Genomic DNA, 13,383 nt, shown 5'->3' with positions numbered 1-13,383 from the left:
TTCCGATTTTATGAGTTTAGACTAACGACAATTTATCCCCTGCTGGCGAAGCACCAGGCTAGTTTTCCACTACCATAGACACCGTCAGTTCTCGCGAGGCAAAGTCCGGGCTTTTACCATATTGGCCTGTACCACCATACGTCGCTAAAACAGTTACTTCAAACGAAGAAATATTAGTTGATCCTTCAACAAAATTAGTTTCTGTGCACGAAGATACCGACACCTCAAAACCGTATAAATCCAATCCAGTTATTTTTCCTAAAGGAGGACAAGAAGGATCTGTAGGCAAGGTTATGATTTGAACTTGATAAGCCGCCCACTCCACCCCGGAATAAGCCGCCATGTAAGCACGAGAACTTTGCAAACCCATAGTGGATATGGCCGTTTGATTGTTACTGATACGTTCAAGTGCGGCAATGATTAACGCGACAATGACAATAAGAAAAATAACCGCAGGCAAAGCAAAGCCGGATTGCCCGGATAGCGCCAGTTTGGGTGCTGTATTCCTCATGGCGCGTTATCCACATGAATCTGGTGAACCAAGGTCACACGTTCACCGGCATCTTCCAGTGTAATTCGTAACGTTACCAAGCCGGAGCGCTGCGCATTCCCGGCATCATAAGTAAAAGAGCAGGCCGAGACATTCTCAACCAAAGTGGATTTCTGAGCAGCCAAGGATAAAGGCGGGCTATTGATATCATCGCCCTGAGTTGCCCCAAAGCTATAGCCATCGTGCTTTAAAATTTCTTGATTCGAGATATCACAAATATAGGATGTCGCGTCTTCCACCACATAAAACCGCTTTTGTGGTGACTCAAACGCAAACTGATGGCCACCGGTGATCGTCACAATATCGTCCGTTCTCGACATTCCCGCATCAGTAATCACATGACTATTAAGCACAGGGACACCGCCCGAAGCACTGACAAAATTACCGTAGACATTCGCTCCGTCTACCGGGTCACCCGATGCCGTTTTCTGGCCGATGTTATACACCACCATCCGTGAACTACTATCAAAGGTAGGGTAAGCGGAAGACGCACCTAATAACTGAAAGGTAGAATCCGACGTCGAAAAGTCCAGTATGTCTGTTTCCCCTGCACCAGACCCTACTGCTGTCCGATATCGACCTGCGCCAATGATAGGAACAAACTCTAAAAACTGATTACCGCTGTTGGTGGTGATTCGCACACTATTCGGTAACGCATGGCGAACATCGCGAGTGATTTGCCGAACCGCCGTTTCGGCATTATCCACAAGCTCTGCCCGTCGGGTTAAATCCACAAAGGCCTGCATTTGATTGCCCATGATGGTCGCAGCTAACACCGCCACTATACCCGCAATGGTAATCACGATAATCAATTCAATCAGGGTGAAACCTTGCTGGGATGGTTTATTGTTTCTATAAGAGTTCTGGATCTGAGAAGCGTTATTCATCACCACCTCTCTATTGAGTACGGTATGCTGAAAGCACAACGTCACTGCCCAACGGATTGGTAACGGTCACCGTCACCAATAAACTTGCAGACGCAGGAACAACCGGCGCTGAACCAAACGCGGAGCTAACCACAGTGACAGACACATCATAGTTTTCCAGCCCGACTACAGGATTATCGTTTTGGTCGGTAATGCCTGAGCTTGTATATCCTTGGTAATCACACACGTCATTTTTATCTGCACGTGCCGCCTCATTCGTTGTACAAACCAGTCCGGTATTTGGGTCTGCAAAGGGCTTTAAAAGAATTTCTTCCATTAAAGATTCAGCTGAAATCTGCGCCTGCGTCAAAATCATGGGGTCGGCCGTACGGCCAACAATGGAGCTGAACGAAGAAGTTAACCCGGCAATGGCAATACCTGCGATTGCAATGGCAATCACCATTTCCACCAGAGTCATGCCAAATTGGCTTGAGTACAAGGTTCGAGAACTCATCGAATGTACCCCGTATGGCCGTCAATGATGATAGTTCTGTCACCGACCGTCAGCGTTGTTGAGGCTTGAACCGCGCCCCCTGAATTCATCACCTGACCTGCGGCCGTAAAAATCAAAGGGTTGATGTCTGAATCCCAGTCTCCGGTACTGCCATCCACCACGTATTCCGTGTCTCCACCTGGGCGCAAAACCTTCGTGCCATAGGCAGGTGCCACTGCGTTAAAGCAGTTATCATCTTGCAGTAATTCAAAACCAGTTCCAGAGCGTTGAAACTGAACACGACAACCGGAACTCATTGCCAGCTTGTGCGCATGACGTAGACCCGCCATCACATTTTCATAAAAAAAGCGCTCATCATAAGCGCTTTGATCTGCAAACCTGGGGATAGCCGTTGCAGCAAGCACCCCCAGGATAATAATCACCATCACCAATTCAATTAAAGTAAAGCCTTTACTCTTTTTTGGCATTATGGATTACTTAATTAGCAACCGTTATCTGCAGCAGTACCGGAAGTCGCTACAGTAACACCACCGGATGCGCCCAGAGTATACGTAAAGGTACAAGTATTGGCTGCGCTTGAAGGATGATAGGTAATTGAGGTAGCCGCAGATGCAGAAACAGTATAATCATCAGCTAAACTAGCGGCGGCTCCAATACCCGCTGCAGTATTTGTTGGATAGCCAAAACCATTTACAGCAACTGTAGTTCCTTCCAAAGTTACTGATGCACCAGAGCTGCCACCCGCTAACCATGAAGAATGCACAATAGAAGCTGCGGATCTTGTTGCTCCTACGCCAGCATCACGAACCGCCTCGTTAGCATCACCGCCCAAATCCGCAAACCTTGGCAGCGCAAACGCAGACAAGATACCCAAGATCACAATCACCATGACCAATTCAATTAACGTAAAGCCAGCTTGTTGTTTTTTCATATTTAACGTTCCTCTGAGAAAATCTTTCGTATTATCCGTTTTAAGTTTATCCAAATAGCTTCACAGCATCCTGGCCGTGAAATAGATTCTTGTGTTCTGTCTCAACCGCTTTTCTACTAAGGCATTCGTTCAGCGGCACTTATTCAGCGACCTAATCATCCAAGTCCGTAATAACCGCGCCATTGCGGGCATTGTATTCGATGTTAAAACCGTCGTCGGTTCGGCGATACGTAAAGCGACAATTGCCACTGATCGTATCCACCTGATAATCCGGGTCGTTCAGTAAGTCATTATCGGCCGATGGTGCATTGTCCACTAACAGGGCATCCCAGACACGTTTACAGCGCTCGGCACTGTCCATCACGTCGGAGTTATTCGATCCCGTCCCCTGGCCTGCATCAGTAGGCCAACCATCACTGCTGGTCGCCACATCGTCATTGCCATAACCAATGACTTCATCCACGGCACCACTGAACCCGTTCGCCACCCACTGAGATCGCACCAAAATAACCGAAGAAGCAAGTGCACCGCCAACGCCAGCCACTGAGGACTCATGGGCGTTATCTTGTGCGTCCATCATTCGGGGAAGCGCCACAGCCGCCAGAATGGCGATAATAGCAATTACCACAACGAACTCAATCAGCGTAAAACCTTTTTGATTTATCATTCTGTTACATTCCGCAACTTAAGTTAACAAAAGCGTTTATCATCAAAAGGTTAGAAACCATTATTAATAATAGATATACCAAAGTATAGCTAATATCCTACAAATACAATGTTTCAATTATAGAACAAAACAAACTTCTAACACTTTTCAGACAATCCATTCATAATTCTTGATTAACGGCTATCTTGCTGTGAATTTACCGTTTCATCGCAGAACTCAGTTCCCACATTGGCAAGAAAACACCCAGCGCCAACACGACCACCATAATGCCCATGAACACCAATAAAATCGGCTCCACCGCCTGAGACAAAGTATTCAGGTCGTAATCTACTTCTTCTTCATAGAAATCGGCCACATCGTGAAGAAGTTTATCAACCGAGCCGGTTTCTTCACCCACGGCGATCATCTGAAGAATTAACGGCGTAAACATACCACTGGCGGCTGAGGTTCTGGCCAGCGAGTCACCCCGTTCAATGCCGATTCGCATGCCATCAATGGCATTGCTGATATAGCGATTGCCAATGCTGGATTTAATGATGTTCAGCCCCTGTAAAATCGGCACGCCGGACTCCGACATCATCGCAAACGACCGGGCGAAACGGCTCAAAGCCACTTTTTCAAAAATCTTCCCCATCAAGGGCAGCTTCAGTTTCACCCGATCCCACCAAAGCTCACCGTCGTCGGTTTTGATGTAATAACGAAAACCCACAAAGGCAATCACCAGTGCCCCCAAAATCAACCACCAATAATCCACTGTAAATGCCGAAGTGGCGATCAAAATCTGAGTCGGTACCGGTAAGTCGGCACCCAGCTTAGTAAACACTTTCGAAAACTGGGGAATCACAAACAAATTAATAATAAACATCGCCGCAGTGATCGCTAAAACCACGGTTAACGGGTAACGCATTGCCTGTTTCACCCGGCTTCGGGTTTTTCTCTCCAGTTCAACGTGATCCACCAGCTTTTTAAAGGCATCATCCAGCCGCCCGGTGCTTTCTCCCACATGCACCATACTGATGAAAATATGAGAAAAGACATCTTTATGGCGTTGCATGGCGGTCGCCAAAGCCATCCCTGTCACCAGTTCACTTGAAATGCTGCGTAACACTTCCGCCAAACGTTCATTTTTTGAAGTTTCTGCCAAGCCGTTAATGGCACTGACGATGGGCATACCCGAACGACTTAACGCATGCATTTGACGACAAAACATACTTAAATCGTCGAGCGTAACTTTCGGCTTTGGCAAAAATTTCTTTAAATCAATGTCATTAGAAACCTGCGCTTCAACCTCAACAATGCGAACAGGTATCAGCTGTTTCGACTGCAGAACGCCTGCCGCCGCATCGGAGTTGGCGGCTTCCAACGTCCCTTCAACTTTTCCTCCCTGAGCGTTTCGCCCTACATAGCTGAACGTTGCCATTAAAGATCACCAAAATCCGGTAAGTCCAGATCCATTGAAATCTCGCCCGAGGTATCCGCTGTTGGTTTTACCTTAGATCCCTCTTCCGGAACAGCTTGTCTAGTGCTTGGCGTGTTATCAGGCTCAGCCGGTGGAGGTGGCGGAGTAAAAGCAACACGCTCATCCAAAGAAGCACTGATACGGAAAACTTCATGCACCGATGTCACACCCGCTCTGGCATAAGACATGGCACACTCAGTCAGCGATACATAATACGGATTGGCATTGGCCGCTTTAGCAAATTCAGAGGCATTATTGCGACGAAGTGCATCCAGCATCGCCTCGTCCATTTCCAGCAATTCATAGACACCAATACGTCCGGAATAGCCGGTGTTATTACACTGGTGACAACCCCGCCCTTTAATAAACGGCGCGTCCAAACTGGCTGGGCTGATATTTTTGACCCAGGCCTTTTCCTGAATGGACAATTGGTCTGGCTCAGCACAATATTCACAAATTTTTCGAATCAATCGTTGAGCAACGATGGCACGTAAGGAAGACGCCACTAAATAGGCGTCACACCCCATATCTATTAAACGCATTGCCGTCGAAATTGAATCATTGGTGTGTAATGTGGATAACACCAGATGCCCTGTCATGGCCGCACGCAAGCCGATTTCTGCGGTTTCCTGATCTCGCATTTCGCCCACCAGAATGATGTCCGGGTCTTGACGCAATGCCGTTCGCAGTACGGAGGAAAATGTCAGCCCCACCTTAGTATTAACCTGAACCTGAGTAATTCGAGGCAGCCGATATTCAATCGGGTCTTCTGCGGTGATGATTTTCTTTTCCGGCTTGTTTAACAGCGTCAGTGCAGAATACAAGGTGGTCGTCTTACCACTACCGGTGGGGCCGGTCACCAGAATCATGCCATGAGGGCGCTGAATCAAAGTCTCGATTCGCAGGCGAATATCATCCGGCATACCCAGCTTATCCATCGATAAAGTGCCTTGCGACTGATCCAGCAAACGCATCACCACGCTTTCACCGTAGGGCGTAGGCAAGGTAGAAAGACGCACATCAATACTTTTGTTCATAACCCGGATATTAAAGCGACCGTCTTGGGGTAAACGCTTTTCTGAAATGTCTAACCCGGACATAATCTTCAAACGAGACACCAAGGCACTGGCAATGCGCTTCTCTTTCATGACTTGCTCTTGCAGCTCACCATCGATTCGCAAACGAACACGCAACACACCCTCGTCCGGTTCAATATGAATATCCGATGCCCGAACCTGAACCGCATCTTCAAAAATACTTTGAAGCATACGAACCACAGGCGCTTCGGAAGATTCACCCGTTGTCGCCAATTCATTCAAATCGAAATCGGTTGACGAGCCCAACTCATCCTCAAGTTCGGTCGCCAGCGAGGCAATTTCACCGGTTCTGCGATACGCCCGATCCAGCGCATCATTCAGTTCTTTTTCTTTCACAAACGCCGGATGCACAGGCCGCTTCAAGTGACGTTGCAATTCATCAATGGCCATCAAATCCAAAGGGTCGAGCATCCCGACCAGATAACCATCCGGCTGGTCGGCCAACAAAATAGCTCGGAAGCGCCGAGCCTGAGTTTCAGGCAGTTGTATAATCAAATCATTTTTCAGCTGGAAACGAACCAAGTCCACGTACGGGTAATTAAAGTGACCCGCCATGGCTTCAAGCATCTGTTGCTCTGTCACAAACCCCAGATCAATCAGAGCTTTACCAATTTTCTTGCCGCTGCGCTTCTGCTCTTCAAGCGCAGTCATCAGTTGCTTCTCTTTAATCAGCCCCTGATTGACCAGCAAATCACCAATTCTTACTCTTGGTTGCGCCATATCACTCTTGTTCCTTTGCCTTTTTCGCCAGCTCAGCCAACTCTTTATCCAACCGATTGGCCTGAACCACCGCGTAGCCCCGTGCGTTGGCCGGCAAGCTACCCGCCTGAAGGGCCAATTGATAAGCCTTATGCGCTTTTTCTTTTAACTGTACCGCTTCCAGCGAATACGCCATCGCCAACCACCAACGACCTTCAGTGGGCTGTCGCTGCACCAACAAATCGTAAGACTTCACCGACCGGACATGATCACCACTTCGTTGAAACGCATTCGCACAAATGGCCAGCAGTTCATCCGAGGCAGCAATGTCCAGTTTTTCCTGATCAATGTACTGCACCAGCGCCTCGGGCGAACGCTGCAGTAATATTCGGGCTTTCAAGGCCGCATATTTTGGATCAAAACCGGACACCAACAAGCCATCAACCAGAGCTTCACTGCGTTGAAAGTCTTCCGACTGAAAAGCCGTTAAAGCCGCTTCGTATTGTCTGACCGTTTCAGATTTAAACCTGGAGACTTTACCCGCTTCTACCTTTGCAGAGGCTCCACCATGGTCATGGGTTAAAGAAGTATTTACCGCTGAATCAATCTTCTTCGGAGCGTTCAAAGTTGCTTTTTCAGCTGTTTCAGTATTAACAGATCGAGTATTAACAGATCGAGTTTTAGCAGATTGAGCGTTAGCCACTTGAGTACTTGTGTCAGACACCTCCGGCGCATTGGTGGCAGTCACGCCCTGTGGAGCTGTATCCTTTTGATGAACTGTTGCTTTTTGCTGGGCTGGTTCTTTTTGATGAGCGACTTCTTCTCGCTGAATTGCCTTTTCTCGCGAAATAGCGCGCTCAATATTAGAATGGGTAATTCCGGCTTGCTCAGCCGTACCCTTATCCTTTGAAGTTTGTTGAACAACCTTTTGAGTTTGATCAACTTGAGTAATATCCGCTTCGGAAGCATTGCTCTGAGACTTAGCGCCCGTAGACATCGAGCCAACCGATGCCTTGCTGGAAGCTGAAGGTTCAGATTTTCCCAAGACCACGGCTTTGGCTTTTTTATTCTCTTCATGCTGAAGGGTTGGCTGTGTCTCTTTACTTTGAGCTACCTCGGCTTGAGTGGATGCCAATTCTGATTGAGACAAAGTGATTGAAGAAGCTTGATGACCGTACAAATCTTGATAGACAAAGTAAGAAGCCGCCAACGTGATCGCTGCCAACAGCACAAGCAGAAGTATTAATGCTTTATTAACGCCAGACCGCTTAACCTTGGGTTCAGCACTTTGCAAAACGCCCAAAATACTCTGATCATTCGAGTTCGGTTGTTTATCCAAGTCCTGCAGCACATCGTTGATCAAGCTCATGCAACTTTGGCCTTGCTGAATAAACGCTTAAAGAAGCCTTGTTTTTTCGATTTAAAGACGCTTTCCGAATCCTCCAACGCCTTCTTGACGTGGTATTTGTTCACCACTTTTTCACCTTGACTGTAAGCCACCAAAAGTGATTTCTGAGCAATGACATTGATCAACCTGGGTGTACCGCCAGTACCCTTGTTAAGAACCTTCAGTGCCCCATAATCAAATAACTTACCACCGTTATAACCCGCCACATGCACTCGCTGAGTAATATATTGATCCAGCTCGTCAAAGTTCAGGGTATCCAGATTAGACGCAAACGCCAGCCGCTGTCTCAGCTGACGAAACCTGTCTTTGAGTAATAGGGTATCCAGTTCCGGCTGCCCAAATAAAACGATTTGAATCAGCTTTTGTTGCTCCGTTTCCAGATTACTCAACAAGCGAACTTCTTCCAGGGTGTCTTCAGGTAAGGCTTGCGCTTCATCAATGACAAGCACGGTTTTTTTATTGGTTTTGGCTATCTCGATCAGGCGATCACTAATTTTCTCAATAAGCTGGTAATGATCCAACGCCTCCGCTTCTGCGATTTTTAATTCACGGGCCAGAGAGCGTCTTAACACTTCCGGTGGCATCATCGGGTTCGGAATATAAGCCGTAATAAACTCTGAGCTGCCTAATTGATTCAACAATTTACGACAGAGAACCGTTTTTCCGGTGCCCACTTCCCCCGTCACCTTTACAAACCCTTCGCCTGTGCCTAAGGCAAACACCAAGGTGTTGAAACACTCTTTATGGGTTTTTAAATTTACAAAAAACTGGGTATTGGGCGCCAACGTGAATGGCAACTTGGAGAACCCAAAATGCGTACACATTTGGTCCATTATTTCCCTGGGATGCTTTGCCACCTAATCACCTTGACTCAAGACATTCATGTTAAATTTCATCGCTTCGCTGACTCTTTAAACTAACTGCATTTGTTATTTGAAAAAGTCGGGGAATCGTTGACGCACGCTCTGCATTTCTTTTTCCCAATCGCGGTCTTCTACAATTTGCGGCTTTAACAAAATCACCAGCTCAATCTTTTCCGTTACATCTCTTTCCTGGGTAAACAGACGACCAATGCCCGGAATGTCTTTCAATAACGGAACCCCGGCATCCAGCTGGGAGCTGCGTTCTTCCATCAAACCGCCAATCACAATCACCTGACCACTTTTGGCCCGAACGATACTGTCCGTTTCACGAATGGTAGAAAACGCCAATGGCAGAACCAGGTCACCCGTATCACCCAAGGTAATGGTTTTACTTTGATCTTCCACTTTAGAAATGGCCGGATGCACATGCAGAATCACTTCCGAATCTTCGCCAATATGCGGTGTCACGTCCAACGCGATGCCCGAAAAGAATGGCGTCAAAGTGATGTCCGGCGTATCACTGGTGGAAGACGAAGTACTGGTGGTGGTGCTCGAAACGTCAGTGACAAAAAACTCGTCCGTCCCCACTTTGATCACCGCTTTCTGGTTATTCACTGTGGCGATGCGCGGGCTGGATAACACACTGACATCGCCCTGTGACTCAATCAGGCTGATAATCGCGTTGAAATCGGTAAAATTCAGACCAAACTGAAACACCCCTTCGATGGTCGAATCCACCAAGGTTTGTAGGTTACCCTGGTCAAAACCCACCACAATTTCATTGGACGTATCGGTGATGTCCGAGCCAAAGCCATTACCAAACGTGTCCCACTGAATACCCGCCTGGTAACCATCGGATAAACTGACTTCCAACAGCTTGGCTTCAATAATCACTTGCTTCTTAAGGTTCAACTCCGCACGTTCCAGCATTTGCTCAATATTACGAAGCTCGGTTGGGTAGGCTCTGACAATCAGCAACCCGGTATGAGGGTCGGTAATCACTTTACTGCCACTGCCTTCGCCCACCATCATGGTGACGCTGCGTAATAAATTCTGCCAGAAGTCCACTTGGGTATTGGTCTGCACCTTGGCACTTTGCATGGTTTCAGCGGAGCTGGATTCCGTGGATGACGTCGATGAACTTTCAGAACTGCTGGAAAATGAAACCTGACCACTGCTGATTAACGTTGAAGATTGGCCAATACGAACCAGATTCGGATAATTGATCGGAAAAACCTTGGTTTGAATTTCTCTTGGTACGATTTGATAACCGTAGGCTTTTGGCAAAAAGTCGAAACTGTAAATATCCCGAACGGCTCTCAGCGTTTCTTCCAAAGTCACATTTTTAAGACGAATTGAAATGTCACCGGTTACGTCCGGGTGCACCACCATATTTTTATCTGTGCCATCCACCAAACTCATAAAAAACTGTTTGGCCGGCGTATCACTGGCAACCACATCGAACCGAATGGCATCCATTGATGTCGGCGTCAATGGCGGTAACATCAAATCCGATAATGCCTGAGGCAAGGCAGCCGGAAATTTTGACTTATTGTTTGAAGAACTGACAGCGGCATCACTCTCCGCAGACAAGCCCGTCTTAGCTGAAGATAGTTCAAGGTTTGCTGTCGGCTGAGTTTGAGTCGTCTGACAACCAGCCACAAACAGCACGGCCAATAAACTCAGTCGATGTGTGAACTTAATATGATTCATGTCAGTTACTCAGTCTCTCTTTTGATTGTAAAGCCCTTGGCCTGATTCAGAACCAAAACTTTTCTTTTGCCTGCCACGTTCAGAGTGACTTTATCTTGATCAATACGAACAACTTTGGCCCCCGACACAAAGTCTCCGACCGCAACCACTTGCTCATTAATGACTGCACGGTTTCTTTGCTCGGAAGTTAATACCTGCGTTAACCGATAGCTGTGCGCTGAATACGTTTTAGTGGCTGACACCTGACCAAACCCTGGTGGTTTCATCGGGTCTGCCAGGGCACTGCTCGCCAGGACACTGCCCACCAGGACACACGACCCCATAAAAATAGCTTTGAGCGGCATTACACCACCCGAAACCGATTGATTATTGATAAACACCAATTAAGTCCTCACTTGTGCTTAAGGTATATACTTCCAGACTTAACTGTCCTACGGGATAATCCTTCATTTGATACACCAGATTTTGCCAGAACACTTTCTCCGGCAAGGCTTCCACCCGGCTTAAATAACGCTGGACCTGATCGTATTTGCCCGTCAGCTTGAGTTTAATCGTATGCTGGTACAAATCGGCCCCGGCCTCACTGCCGATTTTAATCGGTACTGCGGACTGTGTTTTCACCGATGTTAGTTTCAAACCCGACTCTTTGTTCAAAAGAGAGGCCAAAACGTCCGACATTTGCTCAGGTTCTATTAGCTTGTCCGTAATACTTTTAATTTGTTGCTGGTATTCACTTGATCGTGCCCGCTGTTGCTCAATCTGCTCCCGTGTTTTCTTATTCGGGTCGAACTTTGATTCTGCTATGATCTGTGCGATGTCTGCGTTTATCTTTAACGTTTGAGCTTTAATATCGGCTTCCAGCTTGGCCAATCGTTTGCGTTCAGCAATTAACGGGTCAAAAGCCAACAGCTGGAACAACATATAAAGCACGATCAGGACAGTCGCAAAGACAATACCTCGCTCTCTGACACTGAGTTCATTCAGCTTTAGGGAAAGAACTTGCCATTTATCCTTCATCTTTTCCCCTCGCACGTTCCGTGCTCAACACAAAATGGAGGTAGGATGAGTTTTCCGCATCACTTTCCAAATCAAAAATATTAAATGCCCGGCCATTAAATGAGTCGGCTTTTTTCAGACCGTCAATGTAACCCGGTAACACATCCGCTTTTGAAACCAGTCCAGACAAACGAATGGAACGCCCCTCATTCAAAAGATCCACCCGTGTCAGCCAAACGTTTTGGTGATCAAAATCAGATAAGTCATTCAGCACTTTGGAAAAATTTTGAGCTTCTTTCAGCGAATCCGATTGCAAATAATCCAACAACTTCAGTTTATTCGCATTCTCCATTCTCAAACTATTGAGCTGTTCAGCCAAAGTCTGATTTTTCAATATCTTAGGGTACTTTCGCTTAGCTTCCGCCAGTTCATTTTTCTTGGCCGCCAACGTCTGATTCAGTGATTCTAATTTAGCATCCGCAGAAATAATCGGGTAATAGATAACACCAGAAATAATTAACAAGAGCACCAGCATCGCAACCGTATACTGTGCCATTTGCAGCGCAGAGAGAACGATAACCGGCGGTTTGAAATCATCGCTGTAAAAGTTAATCCTCTGATTAATTCTCAAGCCAGCCTCCCGCAACCGCACCTATCGCAGCAGTACACTGATTCATGACATCCTGGCAAGCGGCCTCATAAGTGATATTCTCAGCGGACGGCCATAACCAAGGCTGAACATTTACAGGCATTTTTTCATTTAAAACACTGGATAACCGGAGTAGATTCACATCCGCAGGCATTAAAATCACGTTATTGACGGCACCTTTACCCAGTTGACTCTCGTAATAATCAAGCGAACGCTTAATATCAAACATCACCTGATCACACTGGGCTAAGTCATAATCGGTCAGTTCTTCTTCATTCCACCCGGTTAAACGATCCACCCCCGAATCAATGTTACGAGCCAAATATAAATTACCGGATTCAACCAACCTCATTTGACCGGAAGTCGCCCCTAACGAAACCAACCCCGTTCCTTCCCCTTCGGTCATACCGGAAGCAAACAGCAAATTACTCAACGAAACTTCGTGTATAGAAATGTTTTCAATGTTTAAGTCATGCTCATCGCACACCGAAACAATGCTCTGAACCAGCGATTTATCCACCACCGCAACGTAAATCATCTTCATTCGGCCACGATACGCATCTTCGGGCAAAACAAAGAAATCCATCACTACTGAGTCAATGGGCTGGGAGATAAGGTCTTTGACACGCCAACGAATGGCGTCCGACAGTTCATTATCAGGCACATCCGGTGCGTCGATTAACAACAGGTTGTATTTTTCTTCAGACAACGAAATATAAACATCGCCACGCATACGAGTGGACTCAACCAATACCTCCAACGCTTCTGACCAGTTTCCATCTGAACACGCCTGAAACTGGGCGTCTTTAACATGCAGACCACTGAGTGTGTCCATTAAAACCCACGACACACCTGCCGCATCAATTGAAATACCGTTTAGAACGCTGTTGATTTTCTTCTTTTTGAGCCGTGGCCATTGCACCATCAAAAAACCTTGGGTAGAAAATAAATTTAGAATTATTCAGGTAAGT

15 protein-coding genes are annotated in these 13,383 nt (G+C 46.8%); all 15 read right to left on the bottom strand.

The genetic code is table 11. From position 1 onward, the window contains the following. Window positions 1-58: 58 nt before the first annotated feature. A complete protein-coding gene (locus tag ABD744_RS13915) occupies window positions 59-511 on the bottom strand; it encodes a hypothetical protein (protein WP_344799125.1) in 453 nt (150 codons plus the stop codon). Continuing rightward, the gene (locus tag ABD744_RS13910; RefSeq protein WP_344799124.1) at window positions 508-1,437 is read right to left on the bottom strand and encodes a prepilin-type N-terminal cleavage/methylation domain-containing protein; all 930 of its coding nucleotides are present in this window, start codon (window positions 1,435-1,437) and stop codon (window positions 508-510) included. Before ABD744_RS13910 ends, ABD744_RS13915 begins: the two co-directional genes overlap by 4 nt. 10 nt (window positions 1,438-1,447) lie before the next feature. After that, entirely contained in the window at window positions 1,448-1,930 is a 483-nt protein-coding gene (locus ABD744_RS13905; protein WP_344799123.1) for a prepilin-type N-terminal cleavage/methylation domain-containing protein, read from the bottom strand. Beyond that, a complete protein-coding gene (locus ABD744_RS13900) occupies window positions 1,927-2,397 on the bottom strand; it encodes a pilus assembly FimT family protein (protein ID WP_344799122.1) in 471 nt (156 codons plus the stop codon). The genes ABD744_RS13905 and ABD744_RS13900 overlap by 4 nt, the downstream gene beginning before the upstream one ends. A 14-nt stretch (window positions 2,398-2,411) precedes the next feature. Continuing rightward, window positions 2,412-2,861 (bottom strand): pilin, encoded by a 450-nt coding sequence (locus ABD744_RS13895; protein WP_344799121.1) that lies wholly within the window; start codon window positions 2,859-2,861, stop codon window positions 2,412-2,414. Window positions 2,862-3,012: 151 nt separating this feature from the next. Then, window positions 3,013-3,528, bottom strand: a complete 516-nt coding sequence (locus tag ABD744_RS13890; protein ID WP_344799120.1) for a prepilin-type N-terminal cleavage/methylation domain-containing protein — start codon at window positions 3,526-3,528, stop codon at window positions 3,013-3,015. A gap of 196 nt (window positions 3,529-3,724) precedes the next feature. Continuing rightward, window positions 3,725-4,948 (bottom strand): type II secretion system F family protein, encoded by a 1,224-nt coding sequence (locus tag ABD744_RS13885; protein ID WP_344799119.1) that lies wholly within the window; start codon window positions 4,946-4,948, stop codon window positions 3,725-3,727. Then, entirely contained in the window at window positions 4,948-6,804 is a 1,857-nt protein-coding gene (locus tag ABD744_RS13880) for a GspE/PulE family protein (protein WP_344799118.1), read from the bottom strand. The genes ABD744_RS13885 and ABD744_RS13880 overlap by 1 nt, the downstream gene beginning before the upstream one ends. A gap of 1 nt (window position 6,805) precedes the next feature. Then, a complete protein-coding gene (locus ABD744_RS13875) occupies window positions 6,806-8,152 on the bottom strand; it encodes a tetratricopeptide repeat protein (RefSeq protein WP_344799117.1) in 1,347 nt (448 codons plus the stop codon). Beyond that, entirely contained in the window at window positions 8,149-9,024 is an 876-nt protein-coding gene (locus ABD744_RS13870) for an ExeA family protein (protein ID WP_344799116.1), read from the bottom strand. Before ABD744_RS13870 ends, ABD744_RS13875 begins: the two co-directional genes overlap by 4 nt. Before the next feature lie 96 nt (window positions 9,025-9,120). Then, complete coding sequence (mshL, locus tag ABD744_RS13865; protein ID WP_344799115.1) at window positions 9,121-10,767, bottom strand: pilus (MSHA type) biogenesis protein MshL; 1,647 nt, start codon at window positions 10,765-10,767, stop codon at window positions 9,121-9,123. Between the two features lie 5 nt (window positions 10,768-10,772). Continuing rightward, entirely contained in the window at window positions 10,773-11,147 is a 375-nt protein-coding gene (locus ABD744_RS13860) for a hypothetical protein (protein WP_344799113.1), read from the bottom strand. Beyond that, window positions 11,134-11,784 carry a type 4a pilus biogenesis protein PilO gene (gene pilO / locus ABD744_RS13855; RefSeq protein ID WP_344799112.1) on the bottom strand — a complete coding sequence of 217 codons (651 nt, stop codon included), beginning with the start codon at window positions 11,782-11,784 and terminating at the stop codon, window positions 11,134-11,136. Before pilO ends, ABD744_RS13860 begins: the two co-directional genes overlap by 14 nt. Beyond that, window positions 11,774-12,394 (bottom strand): hypothetical protein, encoded by a 621-nt coding sequence (locus ABD744_RS13850; RefSeq protein WP_344799111.1) that lies wholly within the window; start codon window positions 12,392-12,394, stop codon window positions 11,774-11,776. The genes pilO and ABD744_RS13850 overlap by 11 nt, the downstream gene beginning before the upstream one ends. Beyond that, window positions 12,384-13,337 carry a hypothetical protein gene (locus ABD744_RS13845; protein ID WP_344799110.1) on the bottom strand — a complete coding sequence of 318 codons (954 nt, stop codon included), beginning with the start codon at window positions 13,335-13,337 and terminating at the stop codon, window positions 12,384-12,386. Before ABD744_RS13845 ends, ABD744_RS13850 begins: the two co-directional genes overlap by 11 nt. Window positions 13,338-13,383: the final 46 nt, after the last annotated feature.

This window comes from Litoribacillus peritrichatus (assembly GCF_039537985.1).
GTDB classification, from domain to species: domain Bacteria; phylum Pseudomonadota; class Gammaproteobacteria; order Pseudomonadales; family Litoribrevibacteraceae; genus Litoribacillus; species Litoribacillus peritrichatus.
Note: the sequence above shows the minus strand (reverse complement) of the source record. Positions and strands in the feature narration are given on the sequence as shown.

Bases quoted from the DNA above. Each gene is read 5' to 3' on its own strand.
- ABD744_RS13915 (WP_344799125.1), bottom strand. From the start codon at position 511: ATGAGGAATACAGCACCCAAACTGGCGCTATCCGGGCAATCCGGCTTT.
- ABD744_RS13910 (WP_344799124.1), bottom strand. From the start codon at position 1,437: ATGAATAACGCTTCTCAGATCCAGAACTCTTATAGAAACAATAAACCA.
- ABD744_RS13905 (WP_344799123.1), bottom strand. From the start codon at position 1,930: ATGAGTTCTCGAACCTTGTACTCAAGCCAATTTGGCATGACTCTGGTG.
- ABD744_RS13900 (WP_344799122.1), bottom strand. From the start codon at position 2,397: ATGCCAAAAAAGAGTAAAGGCTTTACTTTAATTGAATTGGTGATGGTG.
- ABD744_RS13895 (WP_344799121.1), bottom strand. From the start codon at position 2,861: ATGAAAAAACAACAAGCTGGCTTTACGTTAATTGAATTGGTCATGGTG.
- ABD744_RS13890 (WP_344799120.1), bottom strand. From the start codon at position 3,528: ATGATAAATCAAAAAGGTTTTACGCTGATTGAGTTCGTTGTGGTAATT.
- ABD744_RS13885 (WP_344799119.1), bottom strand. From the start codon at position 4,948: ATGGCAACGTTCAGCTATGTAGGGCGAAACGCTCAGGGAGGAAAAGTT.
- ABD744_RS13880 (WP_344799118.1), bottom strand. From the start codon at position 6,804: ATGGCGCAACCAAGAGTAAGAATTGGTGATTTGCTGGTCAATCAGGGG.
- ABD744_RS13875 (WP_344799117.1), bottom strand. From the start codon at position 8,152: ATGAGCTTGATCAACGATGTGCTGCAGGACTTGGATAAACAACCGAAC.
- ABD744_RS13870 (WP_344799116.1), bottom strand. From the start codon at position 9,024: ATGGACCAAATGTGTACGCATTTTGGGTTCTCCAAGTTGCCATTCACG.
- mshL (WP_344799115.1), bottom strand. From the start codon at position 10,767: ATGAATCATATTAAGTTCACACATCGACTGAGTTTATTGGCCGTGCTG.
- pilO (WP_344799112.1), bottom strand. From the start codon at position 11,784: ATGAAGGATAAATGGCAAGTTCTTTCCCTAAAGCTGAATGAACTCAGT.
- ABD744_RS13845 (WP_344799110.1), bottom strand. From the start codon at position 13,337: ATGGTGCAATGGCCACGGCTCAAAAAGAAGAAAATCAACAGCGTTCTA.